The following is a 13,890-nucleotide window of genomic DNA, read 5'->3' on the forward strand; positions in this document are numbered from 1 at the left end:
TCTGCTCACAGGCTGACGCTACGCGCCGGCGTAATGGCGCCATAGTCATTCACACTCTGCCAGGAGAGCGTGCCGCTCGCAGCGGCAGGCAGCACCTGCTGTGCCGAGCTTTTAGGGGCAACCATCAGGTTATCCAGCGTCTGACCGCCGAGCTTCAGATTGACCAGCGTGACGTAATACGGCGAGGCATTGCTCACCTTAAGATGGTTGCCGACGCGCTCAAAGCGCAGCTGTGAGAGCGCCTCTTCCGGCGGCATCGCCAGGTTAGCCGGGCGAACAAACAGCTTGATACGTGACAGAATAGCCAGTTGCAGGACGTTGTTGCCGTCCTGATGTTTTTTGCTGACGGAGGGAATCGCTTTGACGTTCATGTAAAAGAGCGATTCGCGATCGGCAGGCAGCGCCGGGCCTGCGTAGATAATGCGCAGGGTGTTTTCGCTGGCCGGCTCGCTGACAAACAGCGGCGGCGTGACGGCAAAGGTTTTTTCCTTTTGCCCGTTGGCATTTTCTATCCACGCGTTAATTAAATAGCGCTCTTGTTTATTGCTGTTGGTGATCGCCAGCGACGTTTGTTTGGCATCGGCCGGATAAATAACGCGCGTCGCGCCCAGCGCAATCCCGCCGGACGCATTCGCGCTGGCAGAAACCATCATCAAAATAAAAGCTAAAAACAGTCCAGGTTTAATCAGGGTGTTCATCACAACCGTACCTTTAATAATTAGTTCGCAGGCGTCAGGGATAAATCAACGTAAACCAGACATTCGACTGAATAGTGCCTGGTACAAGGTGTTCGGAAATTGCCCGGTAGCGGGCGCTGAAATGAAATACCAGCTCGCGGGTGTCAATGGGTAACCAGCTCACCGCCGTCGCGTTCGGGATGATCTGACGTTGCTGTTCGTCAAAAAGCGCCAGCCCGACACCGCTGCTGACCGCATTTTCCCCCGGCCGCGATGTCGCCAGGAAAACCTGCGGATCTTCTGCCGGTGTCACTCCCTGGAACTGGATCCCCACGGTGCGGGAGACGTCCACGCTGCAATCCAGCAGACGTACGGTGAAAGGCACATTAACCGTGGAAAAGCTGCCGACGCCGGAAAAGGCGTTTGTGCGGTATTGCCCCATATCCACGCGCATATTCTGGCTGTCCGGGGCCACGGCGCAGCCGCCGTTCACCAGCTCTCCCCTGAGGTGTACTTTGCCGCCGTCTATGACCACGGTATGTGCGTTTACCGCTGAGGCAATCGCAAGGGCACACAGCAGTATCCCAGTCCTTGTCATCCTTCGCTCCCGGTATAGGCGATCAAAAGACCTCTTCCCTGAGGCCAGCCACATCCCTGTACTCAGGCATTACTCGTATTTCATTACGAATGTTGCGTCCGCGTTTGCCTGGCCTGGCTCGGTGGTCGCCGCCGTGGCTTTATAGCGCGCGGTGAAGTTCAGGGTGTTAGTCCCTTCAATCAGGTTCTGCGCCGCAGAGAAGGTGGCGCCGTCCGGGGTCAGCGTGGAGGATTTGCTGTCGAGGATCTCAATACCCACGCCCTTCGCGGAGTTGTCGTTATTACCGGAGCTTACCGCCAGCAGCGTTTTGTCGGTGGCGTCGATCTGGCCGGTAAACGCGACAGCAGCGGTTTTCGCTACCGCAGGATCGCAGTCGTTCAGTTCGATGGTGAACGGAATATTGGAGGTGGTGTCACCTACTTTAGTGAATTTCGCGGTACGGTACTGGCCAAGATTAACCGTCTGCTCTGAAGAGTCAGTATTCACTGAACACGCGGCATTCACTAATTCACCTTTAAAATGCACCGTACCACCGTTTACAGATACAGGCGTGGTAGTATCTTCTGCGTGAGCGGCACCCGCGACCAGGGCCAGAGTTGCAATAACAGTAGAAGCAATGTTGCTGAGTTTCATGTCTATTCCTTTAAAATGTAAATAACCCTTCCCGCGCATATTCGGGAATAAGAAATACGATCAATTAAAAAATTGAAGGCTTATTTCGGAGAGGACAAAGTAGCTCAGGAATTTATTTTGTAATATGTCAAAACGCTGCCATTTTGCCAGGTCACATCCTAATCACCCCTAAGAAATTGACCATGCCGTGAGAAGGGATTTTGCGGGACATCGATGAAATCTCGTAAAGGGTGACTGACAGCGGCGCTCGCTTCTGACAAAATACAGGCAATCCCTCCTTTCTAACGTTACAGACGGAATCTTCTCTCTGATGGCAGCAAAGATTATTGACGGTAAAACGATTGCGCAGCAGGTGCGCTCTGAGGTTGCGGAAAAAGTGAAGGCGCGTAAAGCCGCCGGATTTCGCGCCCCCGGGCTGGCCGTTGTGCTGGTTGGCAGCAACCCGGCTTCGCAAATTTATGTCGGCAGCAAACGCAAAGCGTGTGAAGAGGTGGGGTTCGTCTCCCGCTCTTACGATCTGCCGGAAACCACCAGCGAAGCGGAACTGCTGGAACTGATCGACACTCTGAATGCGGATAAAGAGATCGACGGCATCCTGGTTCAGCTGCCGCTGCCTGCGGGCATTGACAACGTGAAGGTGCTGGAGCGCATCGCGCCGGACAAAGACGTTGACGGTTTCCATCCGTATAACGTAGGCCGACTGTGCCAGCGCGCGCCGCGCCTGCGTCCGTGCACCCCGCGCGGCATCGTGACGCTGCTGGAGCGTTATAACATCGATACCTACGGCCTCAACGCCGTGGTGATTGGCGCCTCCAACATCGTGGGCCGCCCGATGAGCATGGAGCTGCTGCTGGCGGGCTGTACCACCACCGTTACCCACCGCTTCACTAAAAACCTGCGTCACCACGTCGAAAACGCCGATCTGCTGATCGTTGCGGTCGGCAAGCCGGGCTTTATTCCGGGCGAGTGGATCAAAGAGGGCGCAATCGTCGTGGACGTGGGTATTAACCGTCTGGAAAACGGCAAAGTGGTCGGCGACGTGGTGTATGAAGATGCCGCAGCGCGCGCATCCTATATCACTCCGGTCCCGGGCGGCGTAGGCCCGATGACGGTAGCAACACTGATTCAGAATACCTTGCAGGCGTGCGAGGAGTATCACGACGTAGAGGACGCGTAATCATGGCAACTTTTTCTTTGGGTAAACACCCGCACGTTGAGCTGTGCGATCTGCTGAAGCTGGAAGGCTGGAGCGAAAGCGGCGCGCAGGCGAAGATCGTCATCGCCGACGGGCAGGTAAAAGTAGACGGCGCGGTGGAAACCCGCAAGCGCTGCAAAATTGTCGCGGGTCAGACCGTGAGCTTCGCAGGACAAAGCGTGACCGTGACGGCCTGAGCTGTCTGATGCCCGGTGGCGCTGCGCTTACCGGGCCTACGTACTGTCTCCGTTTGTAGGCCGGGTAAGGCGAAGCCGCCACCCGGCAATTTCTCTCACAATCCCCTCACACCCATCACGGTTAATTATCGATCAACTTCAAATAATCACTATTCCCTCTGGCGAAATGTGAAAATTAAGTTGCGCGGTTTTCAGACTTTCCCCACGATAAGTAGAACGTTCTACTAAAACGTTCTACTTACAATAACAGCGTGAAAAAAGCGCTACTCGGGGGAAATCAGCATGAGCCTGATAACAGGGTTTGTTAAATCGCTGTCTAAGTTATCGATGATTGGTCGCGCCTTAATGCTGCCAATTTCACTGCTTCCCGCTGCGGGCCTGCTGCTGGCCTTCGGCGATAAGTTCCATCTGCCGCTGATGATGAACGCCGGCGGGGTTATCTTTGATAACCTGCCGATGCTGTTCGCCATCGGCTCTGCCGTCGGACTGGCTTCGGAATCCGGCATTGCCGCACTCTCTGCCGCGGTCTCCGTGTTTGTCACCAACATCACCATCAGCACCGTGCTGAGCATCACGCCGGAAATGGCCTCTCAGGGCGGCAAATACGCCATGGTCGTTGGCATTCCGACGTTGCAGATGGGCGTCTTTGGCGGCCTGATCTGCGGTATTCTTGCGGCCTGGTGTTACAACCGCTTCCACACCATGCAGCTGCCGGAGTTCCTCGGCTTCTTCTCCGGCAAGCGCTTTGTGGCGATTGCGACGGCGTTTCTGTCGTTCCTGCTCGGCCTGCTGCTGCCGTACGTCTGGCAGCATATTCAGTCCGGGATCGACGCCCTGTCCGTGGTGGTAAACGGCGATAACCAGGCGGCCTCGACCTTTATCTTCGGGCTGGTGGAGCGCGCGTTGATCCCGCTCGGCCTGCACCATATCTGGTATCCCTCCTTCTGGTATTCGTTCGGGGATTACACTACCCAGGCGGGTCAGGTGATCCACGGTGACCAGACCATCTGGTTCAAGATGCTGGAAGAGGGAGTGAAATCCTTCAGCAGCGACACCTACCAGAACGCCGGGAAATTCATGCAGGGCGAGTTCCCGCTGATGCTGTTCGCACTGCCCGCGGCGTGTCTGGCGATGTACCACGAAGCGCACACGAAGAATAAGAAAATCGCGGCCGGTATTCTGTTCTCTGCGGCCCTCACCTGCTTCCTGACGGGCATCACCGAGCCGGTAGAGTTCACCTTTATCTTCGTGGCGCCGATCCTTTACGTCTTCAACGCCATCATGGCGGGCCTGGCGTACATGACCATGTACCTGCTGCATGCGCACATCGCCAAGTCGTTCTCGGCGGGCTTTATCGACTACCTGTCGTTCGGGATCCTGCCGTCGTTTAACGGCTATCAGACCAACTTCCTGAGCGCCATTATCATCGGCATTCCGATGGCATTGATCTACTACTTCACCTTCCGCTTCGTGATCCGTCGCTTCGACGTGAAAACGCCGGGCCGCACCGAAGTGACCGCCAGCGCGAATGACAAGTCCGATTCCGAACTTGCCACCGAAATCATCGGCCTGCTGGGCGGTGCGCAGAACATTGATTCCGTCGGCTCCTGCATCACACGTCTGCGTCTGGAAGTGGCGAAGAGCGAAGCGGTGGACCGGGACGGGCTGAACGGGCTTGGCGCGCGCGGCGTGGTGTTCGTTGGCGATAACGGAATACAGGTGATTTTCGGGGCCAGAGCACAGTTTATCGCCCAGACCATGTCCACGATGATTGGCAAATAATAAGATGCCTGAAGGAGGCGTCTCCTGTACGCTGGGGGACGCCTCTTATCTGGCTGATAATCGGGAAATTTCAGGGAGCGGTTTTGAAGAAAGTCAGCATTATTGATGTCGCAAAGCATGCGGGCGTGTCGGTTTCTACCGTTTCGCTGGTGCTGCGCCAGAAAGGGAAGATCTCAGAGGCGACGATCGGGAAGGTCAATGCCGCCATCACAACGCTGGGTTATGTTCATAACGTCGCCGCTGCCAATCTTCGCGCCAACACCTCCAACTTAATCGGCCTGATCCTGCGCGACTTCAGCGACAGCTTTTCCATCAAGGTGATGGCGAGCATCGTTCAGGAGCTGGAGAAACAGGGTTATATGGTATTTCTCGGTCAGCCGCTGAACGACGGCGAACATCTTGAGCGTACCCTGCTCTCGTTTAAGCAGCAGGGCGTGGCGGGCGTCATCTACCTGGCGTCGGACACCCGCGCCGCCTCTCTTCCGGAACACATTCGTCACTGCCCGCTGCCGCTTGTGGCGGTTTCGCAGTCGTTGCTGGAAGAGAAATGCAACCTGGTGATGCGCGATAACCGCCAGGCGGCGAACCTGGCCGCGCGTTATCTTATCGAGCGCGGGCACCGTAACATCGCCTACATTGGCGGGCGCGACGGGTGCCGTATCCGCGAGCAGCGCCTGCTTGGTTTTCGCAGCGCGATGACGCAGAACGGCCTGGTCTGGCGTGAGGAATATTCTCCCGCCTGCACCGATGACACGCAGGCGGCGGCCATGGCGACTCGTCAGCTGCTGGAGAAGAACAACACGATTACCGCCCTGCTCTGCCATTCACCGGATGCGATGATCGGTTCGATCTCCGGTATTCACCAGGTGGGGCGCACGGTGGGTAAAGACGTGTTTTTAACCCAGCAGGTGGCGCTGATTGGTTTTGAAGATATGCTCCACGTTAATCTCACGTCGCCGTCGCTGACTTACGTTTCGTCTGCCAGCGAAGAGACCGGCCGCCAGGCGGCAGGGCTGATGATCCGCAGGCTGAAAGAGCCGGATCTGCAAACGCAGCGCATTACCCTCTCCGGGCAGCTTATCGCGCGGGAATCGGCGTAAAATCAGAATTTAGCACAGGTTTGCTGCGGCGGATCTGCTGCTATATTCCCATGATTTGCCATGGATAAATGCAATGCCTACCATTATCACCCACGCTGCCGTACCTCTGTGTCTGGGCTTAGGGCTCGGAACCAAAGTCATCCCACCCCGCCTGCTGTTTGCCGGGATCGTCCTCGCCATGCTGCCCGATGCCGACGTACTGGCGTTTAAATTCGGTGTCGCCTACGGGAATATTTTCGGCCACCGCGGTTTCACTCATTCGCTTCTGTTTGCCCTGGTGGTGCCGATACTCTGCGTGCTGGCAGGCCGACGTTGGTTCAGGGCCAGCCTGACGCGGTGCTGGCTTTTTTTAACCGTGTCACTGCTGTCGCACAGCCTGCTGGATTCGATCACCACCGGCGGGAAAGGCGTCGGCTGGCTGTGGCCGTGGTCAGATGAACGCTTTTTCGCGCCGTGGCAGGTGATTAAGGTCGCGCCGTTTGCACTATCGCGCTACACCACGCCGTACGGGCATCAGGTGATTATCTCGGAACTGCTGTGGGTGTGGCTGCCGGGGATGGTGCTGATGGGGTTGCTGTGGTGGAGGCGGAGGTAAAAGAAAAGCCGGGTGGCGGCTACGCCTTACCCGGCCTACGGTCGTGATTTTGTAGGCCCGGTAAGCGTTAGCGCCACCGGGCGTTACGGACCTACTTACGTCGCCAGGTGGTTCCCTGCGGGCCGTCTTCCAGAATAATGCCCATCTCGGTCAGACGGTTACGCGCCGCATCCGCCGCCGCCCAGTCTTTCGCCTGACGCGCTTCGAGACGTGCTTTGATCAGTGCTTCAATTTCCGCCACTTCACCGTCGTCCGCCTGCGCGCCGCTTTGCAGGAACAGGTCCGGCTCCTGCTCCAGCAGGCCGAGCACGGAAGAGAGCTTACGCAGATGAGACGCCAGCGCATTGGCCGCCGCCATATCTTCTGACTTCAGGCGGTTCACCTCACGCGCCATGTCGAACAGCACGGAGTAGGCTTCCGGGGTGTTGAAGTCGTCGTTCATGACCTCAACGAAGCGGGCCTCGAACGCCTCACCGCCTGCGGCCGGAACAGATTTATCGGTGCCGCGCAAGGCGGTATACAGACGCTCCAGCGCAGCGCGCGCCTGCTTCAGGTTCTCTTCGCTGTAGTTCAGCTGGCTGCGATAGTGGCCAGACATCAGGAAGTAGCGCACGGTTTCCGCGTCGTAATACTTCAGCACGTCGCGCACGGTGAAGAAGTTACCCAGCGATTTCGACATCTTCTCGCGGTCAACCATCACCATCCCGGAGTGCATCCAGTAGTTCACGTACTCGCCGCCGTGTGCACAGGTGGACTGCGCGATTTCGTTTTCATGGTGCGGGAACATCAGATCCGAACCGCCGCCATGGATGTCGAAATGGTTGCCCAGCTGCTTGCAGTTCATCGCGGAACATTCAATGTGCCAGCCCGGACGCCCTTCGCCCCACGGGGATGGCCAGCTCGGTTCGCCCGCTTTGGACATCTTCCACAGCACGAAGTCCATCGGATTACGCTTCACGTCCACCACGTCCACGCGCGCGCCGGCCTGGAGCTGGTCCAGATCCTGGCGGGAAAGCGCACCGTAGGTTGGGTCCGTAGGCACCGAGAACATCACGTCACCGTTGTCCGCCACATAGGCGTGACCACGCTCGATCAGCTTTTGGGTGATATCAATGATTTCATGGATATGGTGGGTCGCACGCGGTTCGCTGTCCGGGCGCAGAATATTTAAGGCATCAAAATCCTTGTGCATTTCGGCGATCATGCGATCCACCAGCGCGACAAAGCTTTCGCCATTTTCATTAGCACGTTTAATGATTTTGTCGTCGATGTCGGTGATGTTGCGCACGTACTTCAGGTTGTAGCCCAGGAAGCGCAGGTAGCGTGACACCACGTCGAACGCGACAAAGGTACGGCCATGGCCGATATGACAGAGATCGTAAACCGTAATACCACACACGTACATGCCGACTTCCCCGGCATGGATAGGTTTAAATTCCTCTTTTTGGCGCGTCATTGTATTAAAGATTTTTAACATCGAAGATTCCATGTAAACACGTGTGTGGATTGTTTGTTCCTTATAATACCCATAATTCGGAGTACGGTCAGCACACAATGCAAGGTGATCGTGTCCTGTGGTTATGCTATAACAAGCCCCTATATGTGACCCGAGCACGGGTCGACGCACCACAATAACGGAACAGGATGCAAAAATGGTTACTTTCCACACTAATCATGGCGATATCGTAATCAAAACCTTTGATGACAAAGCGCCTGAAACAGTTAAAAACTTCCTGGACTACTGCCGCGAAGGTTTCTACAACAACACTATTTTCCACCGTGTGATCAACGGCTTTATGATCCAGGGCGGCGGTTTCGAGCCTGGCATGCGCCAGAAAGAGACGAAAGAAGCGATCAAAAACGAAGCGAACAACGGCCTGAAAAACACCCGTGGTACGCTGGCAATGGCCCGTACTCAGGCGCCACACTCTGCGACCGCACAGTTCTTCATCAACGTAGCGGACAACGACTTCCTGAACTTCTCTGGCGAAAGTCTGCAAGGCTGGGGCTACTGCGTATTCGCAGAAGTGGTTGAAGGGATGGACGTGGTCGACAAGATCAAAGCCGTTTCTACTGGCCGCAGCGGTATGCACCAGGACGTTCCTAAAGAAGACGTTGTGATCACAAGCGTGACCGTCAGCGAGTAATTCGTGGCGACACTCTTTATTGCGGATCTGCATCTGCAAACAGAAGAACCGGCGATAACCGCCGGTTTTCTGCGTTTTTTACGCGGTGAAGCGAAAAGCGCCGACGCGCTGTACATTCTGGGCGACCTGTTTGAGGCCTGGATAGGCGACGACGATCCGAACCCGCTGCACCGTGAGATAGCTGCGGCCATTAAAGTGCTGGTGGATTCCGGCGTCCCCTGCTATTTCATTCACGGCAACCGTGATTTCCTGATCGGCCAGCGCTACGCCCGCGAGAGCGGTATGACGCTGCTGCCGGAAGAGCAGGTGCTCAACCTCTATGGCCGCAATATTCTGATCATGCACGGCGACACGCTCTGCACTGACGATGCCGGCTACCTGGCGTTTCGCGCCAAAGTTCACACCCCGTGGATCCAGAAAGTGTTTCTCGCCCTGCCGCTGTTTATCCGCAACCGCATCGCCGCCAGAATGCGCGCGGGCAGCAAGGCCGCCAACAGCAGCAAATCGATGACCATCATGGACGTCAATCCGCAGGCGGTAGTGAAGGTGATGGAGAAGCATCGCGTTCAGTGGTTGATCCACGGCCATACCCATCGTCCCGATGTGCATTCCCTTATCGCCAACGGCGAGCCCGCCCATCGCGTGGTTTTAGGCGCCTGGCACAGCGAAGGATCGATGGTCAAAGTTACGCCGGAAGGTGTCGAACTGATCGCCTTCCCGTTTTAACGCCTCCCCGTCTTTTCGCTCATTTCCCGACCACGCAACCGTTTTCCTTGCCGGTATTACATGCTATTCTCTGTGCCCTCGAAAGCAGTGTGTTCCGCACCACAGGAGTTTTAAGACGCATGTCTTCCCGCAATAATCCGGCGCGTGTCGCCATCGTGATGGGGTCCAAAAGCGACTGGGCTACCATGCAGTTCGCCGCCGAAATCTTTGAAATCCTGAATGTTCCGCACCACGTCGAAGTGGTTTCCGCGCACCGTACGCCGGATAAACTGTTCAGCTTCGCCGAAAGCGCCGAAGAGAACGGTTACGAGGTGATCATTGCCGGTGCGGGCGGCGCAGCACATCTGCCGGGCATGATTGCCGCCAAAACGCTGGTGCCGGTACTCGGTGTTCCCGTGCAAAGCGCCGCGTTAAGCGGGGTGGATAGCCTTTACTCTATTGTCCAGATGCCGCGCGGTATTCCTGTCGGTACCCTGGCGATTGGTAAAGCAGGTGCGGCAAATGCCGCTCTGCTGGCCGCGCAGATCCTGGCGACGCATGATAAAGATTTGCACCAGCGTCTGGCGGAGTGGCGTAAAGCCCAGACCGATGAGGTGCTGGATAACCCGGATCCGCGGGGTGCAGCATGAAGCAGGTTTGCGTTCTTGGTAATGGTCAGCTTGGCCGGATGCTGCGTCAGGCCGGTGAGCCGCTGGGTATTGCCGTCTGGCCCGTCGGGCTGGATGCCGAGCCGGAAGCCGTGCCGTTCCATCAGAGCGTGATCACCGCCGAAATTGAACGCTGGCCGGAAACCGCCCTGACCCGCGAGCTGGCGCGCCATAACGCCTTTGTGAACCGCGACGTCTTCCCGATCATTGCCGACCGTCTCACGCAAAAACAGCTTTTCGACAAGCTCGGCCTCGCGACCGCGCCGTGGCAGCTGCTTTCCGATAAGCGCGAGTGGGATGACGTGTTTGCGATGCTGGGAGACCTGGCGATTGTGAAGCGTCGCGTCGGCGGCTACGACGGCCGCGGGCAGTGGCGCCTGCGCGCGAACGACACCGCCGAGCTGCCGGACGACTGCTACGGCGAGTGCATTGTTGAGCAGGGCATTAACTTTAGCGGTGAAGTGTCGCTGGTTGGCGCGCGCGGGCATGACGGGCACACCGTTTTTTACCCGCTAACGCATAACCTGCATCAGGACGGGATTCTGCGCACCAGCGTCGCCTTCCCGCAGGCCAATGCTGACCAGCAGGCGCAGGCGGAAGAGATGCTCTCTGCCATTATGCATGAGCTGGGCTATGTGGGCGTGATGGCGATGGAGTGTTTCGTCACGCCGTCGGGTCTGCTGATCAACGAACTTGCGCCGCGCGTGCACAACAGCGGCCACTGGACGCAAAACGGCGCCTCCATCAGCCAGTTCGAGCTGCACCTGCGCGCCATCACCGATCTGCCGCTGCCGCAGCCGGTGGTGACCAGCCCGTCGGTGATGATCAACCTGATCGGCACCGATCTGAACTACAACTGGCTGAAGCTGCCGCTGGTGCACCTGCACTGGTACGACAAAGAGGTGCGTCCGGGGCGTAAGGTCGGCCATCTGAACCTGAACGATACCGACACGGACCGCCTGAGCGCCACGCTGGAAGCGATTGTTCCCCTGCTGCCGCCAGAATATGCGAGCGGTATTGTCTGGGCGCAGTCAAAACTGAAGTAAGTATCCCTCGCCGGGGAGTTGACCTTCCCCTTCCCCGGCGTACAATCCCCGCCCATTGCTGCTCAGTTTTCTTCTGGAACCACCATGAACGATGGAACGGACTATCGCGCGATCCTCGCGTCCGATACCCCTTTAATCGACGTTCGCGCGCCGATCGAATTTGCCCAGGGTGCGATGCCCGCCGCACTCAACCTGCCCTTAATGAACGACGACGAGCGTGCCGCCGTCGGCACCTGCTATAAACGCCAGGGTCCGGACGCCGCGCTGGCGCTCGGCCATAGCCTGGTCAACGGCGAGACGCGCGAGGCGCGCATCAGCGCCTGGCGGGAAGCCAGCCTTGCCCATCCTGAGGGCTACCTTTGCTGCGCGCGCGGTGGCCAGCGCTCACACATCTCCCAGGCCTGGCTGAAAGAGGCGGGCATCGACTACCCGCTGATCCGCGGCGGCTATAAGGCCCTGCGTCAGACGGCGATTCAGGTGACCATTGAGCAGTCACAAAAGCCGATGGTGCTTATCGGCGGCTGTACCGGTAACGGTAAAACGCTGCTGGTTAAGCAGCATGCGCAGGGCATCGATCTGGAAGGGCTGGCGCACCATCGCGGCTCGTCGTTTGGCCGCACGCTCACCCCGCAGCTTTCTCAGGCGAGCTTCGAGAATCACCTTGCGGTTGAGCTATTGAAAAAAGACGCCGCGCGCTGGGTGCTGGAAGATGAAGGCCGGATGATTGGCTCTAACCACCTGCCGGAGTGCCTGCGCGACCGCATGGCTGAAGCGCCTGTCGTGGTGGTTGAAGATCCGTTTGAGATCCGTCTTGAGCGCCTGCGCGAAGAGTATTTCGTCCACATGTGGGCCGACTTTTCTGCCGCCTGCGGTGAAGAGGCGGGCTGGAAAGCGTACAGCGAATATCTGCATCACGGCCTGTACGCCATTCGTCGCCGTCTGGGGCTGCAACGCTTTGCGGAATTTACCGCCCTGCTGGATGCCGCGCTTGTCGAGCAACAGCGTACTGGCAGCACTGACGCGCACTTCAGCTGGCTTGTGCCGCTGCTGAAGGACTATTACGACCCGATGTACGGCTATCAGCTGGAGAAAAAGGCGGAGAAGATTGTGTATCGCGGGACGTACGAAGAAATTGCTGAGTGGCTCGATCGCTGAAAAATAAAGCCGGGTGGCGAGGTAAAAGCAAAACGGCAACCTGGGTTGCCGTTTTTAATGTTTTTTCCCTCTCCCCGTGGGAGAGGGTCAGGGTGAGGGCATCAGGCCGCACCCTACATGACAACTTAGAAGTCGTAACGCAGACGCACCAGGTTCATATCGCCCAGGTTGTCGGTGCTGGAGGTGAACACGTGTTCGTAATCCACGCGGAAACCGTAATCCAGCTGGAAGCTGATACCCACACCGTTGTCGATGCGCTGGTAGTTACGGCCATTCACGTACTCAATACGGTCGCCCATGAAGTACGGCTGGATGGATTTCACCGCATACTGACCAACCGGGAACTTGTAACCCGCAAAGTATTCAATACCCCATGCATCACCGGCGAAGTAGTCGTTAACGGACACTTTTTTGGTGGTCAGGAAGTTTTGATACCAGCCGCCGCCTGCGGAGAAGGTCCAGTTATCCGGCGTCCAGCTCAGGGCGGTACCAAGGATATTCTGGTCGTAGGATTTGCTGTCGCCGTTGTCCGGGTTACGCATGTCCGCGCGGGTGTAGTTCCACGCTGCGCCCCAGGTCAGATCGGTAGTCAGGTGATAATCGATACCCAGTGAACCGCCGCCTTTACGTTTGTAACGCAGGCCGTTGCCCGGCAGGTATTCGCTGTCTTCAAACAGGTAAGAGGCGTAGATGTCAGCATCGCCCACGGTTTTCTTGTACTTCAGCATCTGGCGTGAACGGTAAGAGCCGTCATAGTCGCCGTTGATCCCGTTACCTGGCGCCTGACCAATCATGTCGTAGTCCCAGATATCGGTTTTTGCGCCCACTACGTCATAGTACACGCTGTTCTGCTGGCCGAAGGTCAGCGTACCCCAGGTGTCGCTCTTCAGACCGGTGTAGAGCATACGACGAGAGGTGTCGTGCGCGCCGTCGGCGTAGTGATGATCCCAGTTGAACTGCGCCGGAATGTTCACACCCAGCTCGTAGTAGCTGATCCAGCTGATGTCATCGAACAGGTAGTAATCCGCAGCGAAACGGAAGCGGGTGCCGCCGTCAAAGCCGTTGCGCTTGTAGCTGTTTTTGCCGTCATCACCGGTCATATTCTGGAACTGAGGACGAATACTGCCGCCAACGGTGAAGTTCAGGCGGCTCAGCGGGTTACCCGCCTGCGGATCCTGTTTCAGAAGGGTGATTTCCGCCTGAGATGCGAAAGAAGCCAATGCCACTGCTGCGCCGATCGTTGTCGCCAGCGCTGTTTTTCTTATAGTCATTCTTTTTCCTTGATAGACACGCTGCTAAATATTTAGCTGGTGAATATTAACCGGAAAAATTCGGGCTGTGTGGGCGGGTTTTTAATGTTTTGTGCTACTAAATACAGGGGCATTAACGATT

15 protein-coding genes are annotated in these 13,890 nt (G+C 57.2%); 10 read left to right on the forward strand and 5 right to left on the reverse strand.

Going from position 1 to position 13,890, the window contains the following annotated elements:
- Positions 1–5: 5 nt before the first annotated feature.
- The 3 genes from fimC to fimA all read right to left on the reverse strand — a co-directional run bounded on the left by fimC (position 6) and on the right by fimA (position 1,908).
- A complete protein-coding gene (gene fimC / locus ACOTYH_RS04850) occupies positions 6–698 on the reverse strand; it encodes a type 1 fimbria chaperone FimC (protein ID WP_015571222.1) in 693 nt (230 codons plus the stop codon).
- 34 nt (positions 699–732) lie between these two features.
- Positions 733–1,275 carry a type 1 fimbrial protein subunit FimI gene (gene fimI, locus ACOTYH_RS04855; protein ID WP_017383235.1) on the reverse strand — a complete coding sequence of 181 codons (543 nt, stop codon included), beginning with the start codon at positions 1,273–1,275 and terminating at the stop codon, positions 733–735.
- Between the two features lie 69 nt (positions 1,276–1,344).
- Complete coding sequence (fimA, locus tag ACOTYH_RS04860) at positions 1,345–1,908, reverse strand: type 1 fimbrial major subunit FimA (protein WP_015571223.1); 564 nt, start codon at positions 1,906–1,908, stop codon at positions 1,345–1,347.
- 310 nt (positions 1,909–2,218) lie between these two features.
- On the opposite strand from fimA, the gene folD reads away from it, so the two are divergent.
- From folD to ACOTYH_RS04885, 5 genes are all read left to right on the forward strand, one after another.
- On the forward strand, positions 2,219–3,085 hold the full coding sequence (folD, locus tag ACOTYH_RS04865; RefSeq protein ID WP_006809817.1) for a bifunctional methylenetetrahydrofolate dehydrogenase/methenyltetrahydrofolate cyclohydrolase FolD: 867 nt from the start codon (positions 2,219–2,221) through the stop codon (positions 3,083–3,085).
- Between the two features lie 2 nt (positions 3,086–3,087).
- A complete protein-coding gene (gene ybcJ / locus ACOTYH_RS04870) occupies positions 3,088–3,300 on the forward strand; it encodes a ribosome-associated protein YbcJ (RefSeq protein WP_017694378.1) in 213 nt (70 codons plus the stop codon).
- Positions 3,301–3,582: 282 nt separating this feature from the next.
- Entirely contained in the window at positions 3,583–5,082 is a 1,500-nt protein-coding gene (locus ACOTYH_RS04875) for a PTS transporter subunit EIIC (protein ID WP_015571225.1), read from the forward strand.
- Positions 5,083–5,165: 83 nt separating this feature from the next.
- The gene (gene malI, locus ACOTYH_RS04880) at positions 5,166–6,182 is read left to right on the forward strand and encodes a Mal regulon transcriptional regulator MalI (RefSeq protein WP_023296051.1); all 1,017 of its coding nucleotides are present in this window, start codon (positions 5,166–5,168) and stop codon (positions 6,180–6,182) included.
- Between the two features lie 73 nt (positions 6,183–6,255).
- Positions 6,256–6,777 carry a metal-dependent hydrolase gene (locus tag ACOTYH_RS04885; protein ID WP_032647481.1) on the forward strand — a complete coding sequence of 174 codons (522 nt, stop codon included), beginning with the start codon at positions 6,256–6,258 and terminating at the stop codon, positions 6,775–6,777.
- A gap of 91 nt (positions 6,778–6,868) precedes the next feature.
- On the opposite strand, the gene cysS is transcribed toward ACOTYH_RS04885, so the two are convergent.
- The gene (gene cysS, locus ACOTYH_RS04890) at positions 6,869–8,254 is read right to left on the reverse strand and encodes a cysteine--tRNA ligase (protein ID WP_017383232.1); all 1,386 of its coding nucleotides are present in this window, start codon (positions 8,252–8,254) and stop codon (positions 6,869–6,871) included.
- Positions 8,255–8,429: 175 nt separating this feature from the next.
- Between cysS and ppiB the strand changes: the two genes are divergently transcribed.
- The 5 genes from ppiB (at position 8,430) to mnmH (ending at position 12,498) form a co-directional block, all read left to right on the forward strand.
- Positions 8,430–8,924 carry a peptidylprolyl isomerase B gene (gene ppiB, locus ACOTYH_RS04895; protein WP_000256009.1) on the forward strand — a complete coding sequence of 165 codons (495 nt, stop codon included), beginning with the start codon at positions 8,430–8,432 and terminating at the stop codon, positions 8,922–8,924.
- Positions 8,925–8,927: 3 nt separating this feature from the next.
- Positions 8,928–9,650, forward strand: coding sequence for a UDP-2,3-diacylglucosamine diphosphatase (gene lpxH, locus ACOTYH_RS04900; protein WP_045907177.1), 723 nt, complete (start codon positions 8,928–8,930; stop codon positions 9,648–9,650).
- 119 nt (positions 9,651–9,769) lie between these two features.
- Complete coding sequence (gene purE / locus ACOTYH_RS04905) at positions 9,770–10,279, forward strand: 5-(carboxyamino)imidazole ribonucleotide mutase (protein ID WP_006809824.1); 510 nt, start codon at positions 9,770–9,772, stop codon at positions 10,277–10,279.
- Positions 10,276–11,343, forward strand: a complete 1,068-nt coding sequence (gene purK / locus ACOTYH_RS04910; RefSeq protein WP_003858922.1) for a 5-(carboxyamino)imidazole ribonucleotide synthase — start codon at positions 10,276–10,278, stop codon at positions 11,341–11,343. The genes purE and purK overlap by 4 nt, the downstream gene beginning before the upstream one ends.
- 84 nt (positions 11,344–11,427) lie before the next feature.
- Entirely contained in the window at positions 11,428–12,498 is a 1,071-nt protein-coding gene (mnmH, locus tag ACOTYH_RS04915; RefSeq protein WP_015571228.1) for a tRNA 2-selenouridine(34) synthase MnmH, read from the forward strand.
- Between the two features lie 125 nt (positions 12,499–12,623).
- Here the strand turns inward: mnmH and ACOTYH_RS04920 are convergent, their stop codons facing one another.
- The gene (locus tag ACOTYH_RS04920) at positions 12,624–13,769 is read right to left on the reverse strand and encodes a porin (RefSeq protein ID WP_017383228.1); all 1,146 of its coding nucleotides are present in this window, start codon (positions 13,767–13,769) and stop codon (positions 12,624–12,626) included.
- Positions 13,770–13,890 lie beyond the last annotated feature (121 nt).

Origin of the sequence: Enterobacter cloacae complex sp. SHL001, from assembly GCF_049236825.1 — a bacterium.
GTDB classification, from domain to species: domain Bacteria; phylum Pseudomonadota; class Gammaproteobacteria; order Enterobacterales; family Enterobacteriaceae; genus Enterobacter; species Enterobacter hormaechei_C.

Excerpts from the sequence above, each read along its gene's own strand:
- fimC (WP_015571222.1), bottom strand. The coding sequence starts at position 698 with ATGAACACCCTGATTAAACCTGGACTGTTTTTAGCTTTTATTTTGATG.
- fimI (WP_017383235.1), bottom strand. The coding sequence starts at position 1,275 with ATGACAAGGACTGGGATACTGCTGTGTGCCCTTGCGATTGCCTCAGCG.
- fimA (WP_015571223.1), bottom strand. The coding sequence starts at position 1,908 with ATGAAACTCAGCAACATTGCTTCTACTGTTATTGCAACTCTGGCCCTG.
- folD (WP_006809817.1), top strand. The coding sequence starts at position 2,219 with ATGGCAGCAAAGATTATTGACGGTAAAACGATTGCGCAGCAGGTGCGC.
- ybcJ (WP_017694378.1), top strand. The coding sequence starts at position 3,088 with ATGGCAACTTTTTCTTTGGGTAAACACCCGCACGTTGAGCTGTGCGAT.
- ACOTYH_RS04875 (WP_015571225.1), top strand. The coding sequence starts at position 3,583 with ATGAGCCTGATAACAGGGTTTGTTAAATCGCTGTCTAAGTTATCGATG.
- ACOTYH_RS04885 (WP_032647481.1), top strand. The coding sequence starts at position 6,256 with ATGCCTACCATTATCACCCACGCTGCCGTACCTCTGTGTCTGGGCTTA.
- cysS (WP_017383232.1), bottom strand. The coding sequence starts at position 8,254 with ATGTTAAAAATCTTTAATACAATGACGCGCCAAAAAGAGGAATTTAAA.
- ppiB (WP_000256009.1), top strand. The coding sequence starts at position 8,430 with ATGGTTACTTTCCACACTAATCATGGCGATATCGTAATCAAAACCTTT.
- purE (WP_006809824.1), top strand. The coding sequence starts at position 9,770 with ATGTCTTCCCGCAATAATCCGGCGCGTGTCGCCATCGTGATGGGGTCC.
- purK (WP_003858922.1), top strand. The coding sequence starts at position 10,276 with ATGAAGCAGGTTTGCGTTCTTGGTAATGGTCAGCTTGGCCGGATGCTG.
- mnmH (WP_015571228.1), top strand. The coding sequence starts at position 11,428 with ATGAACGATGGAACGGACTATCGCGCGATCCTCGCGTCCGATACCCCT.
- ACOTYH_RS04920 (WP_017383228.1), bottom strand. The coding sequence starts at position 13,769 with ATGACTATAAGAAAAACAGCGCTGGCGACAACGATCGGCGCAGCAGTG.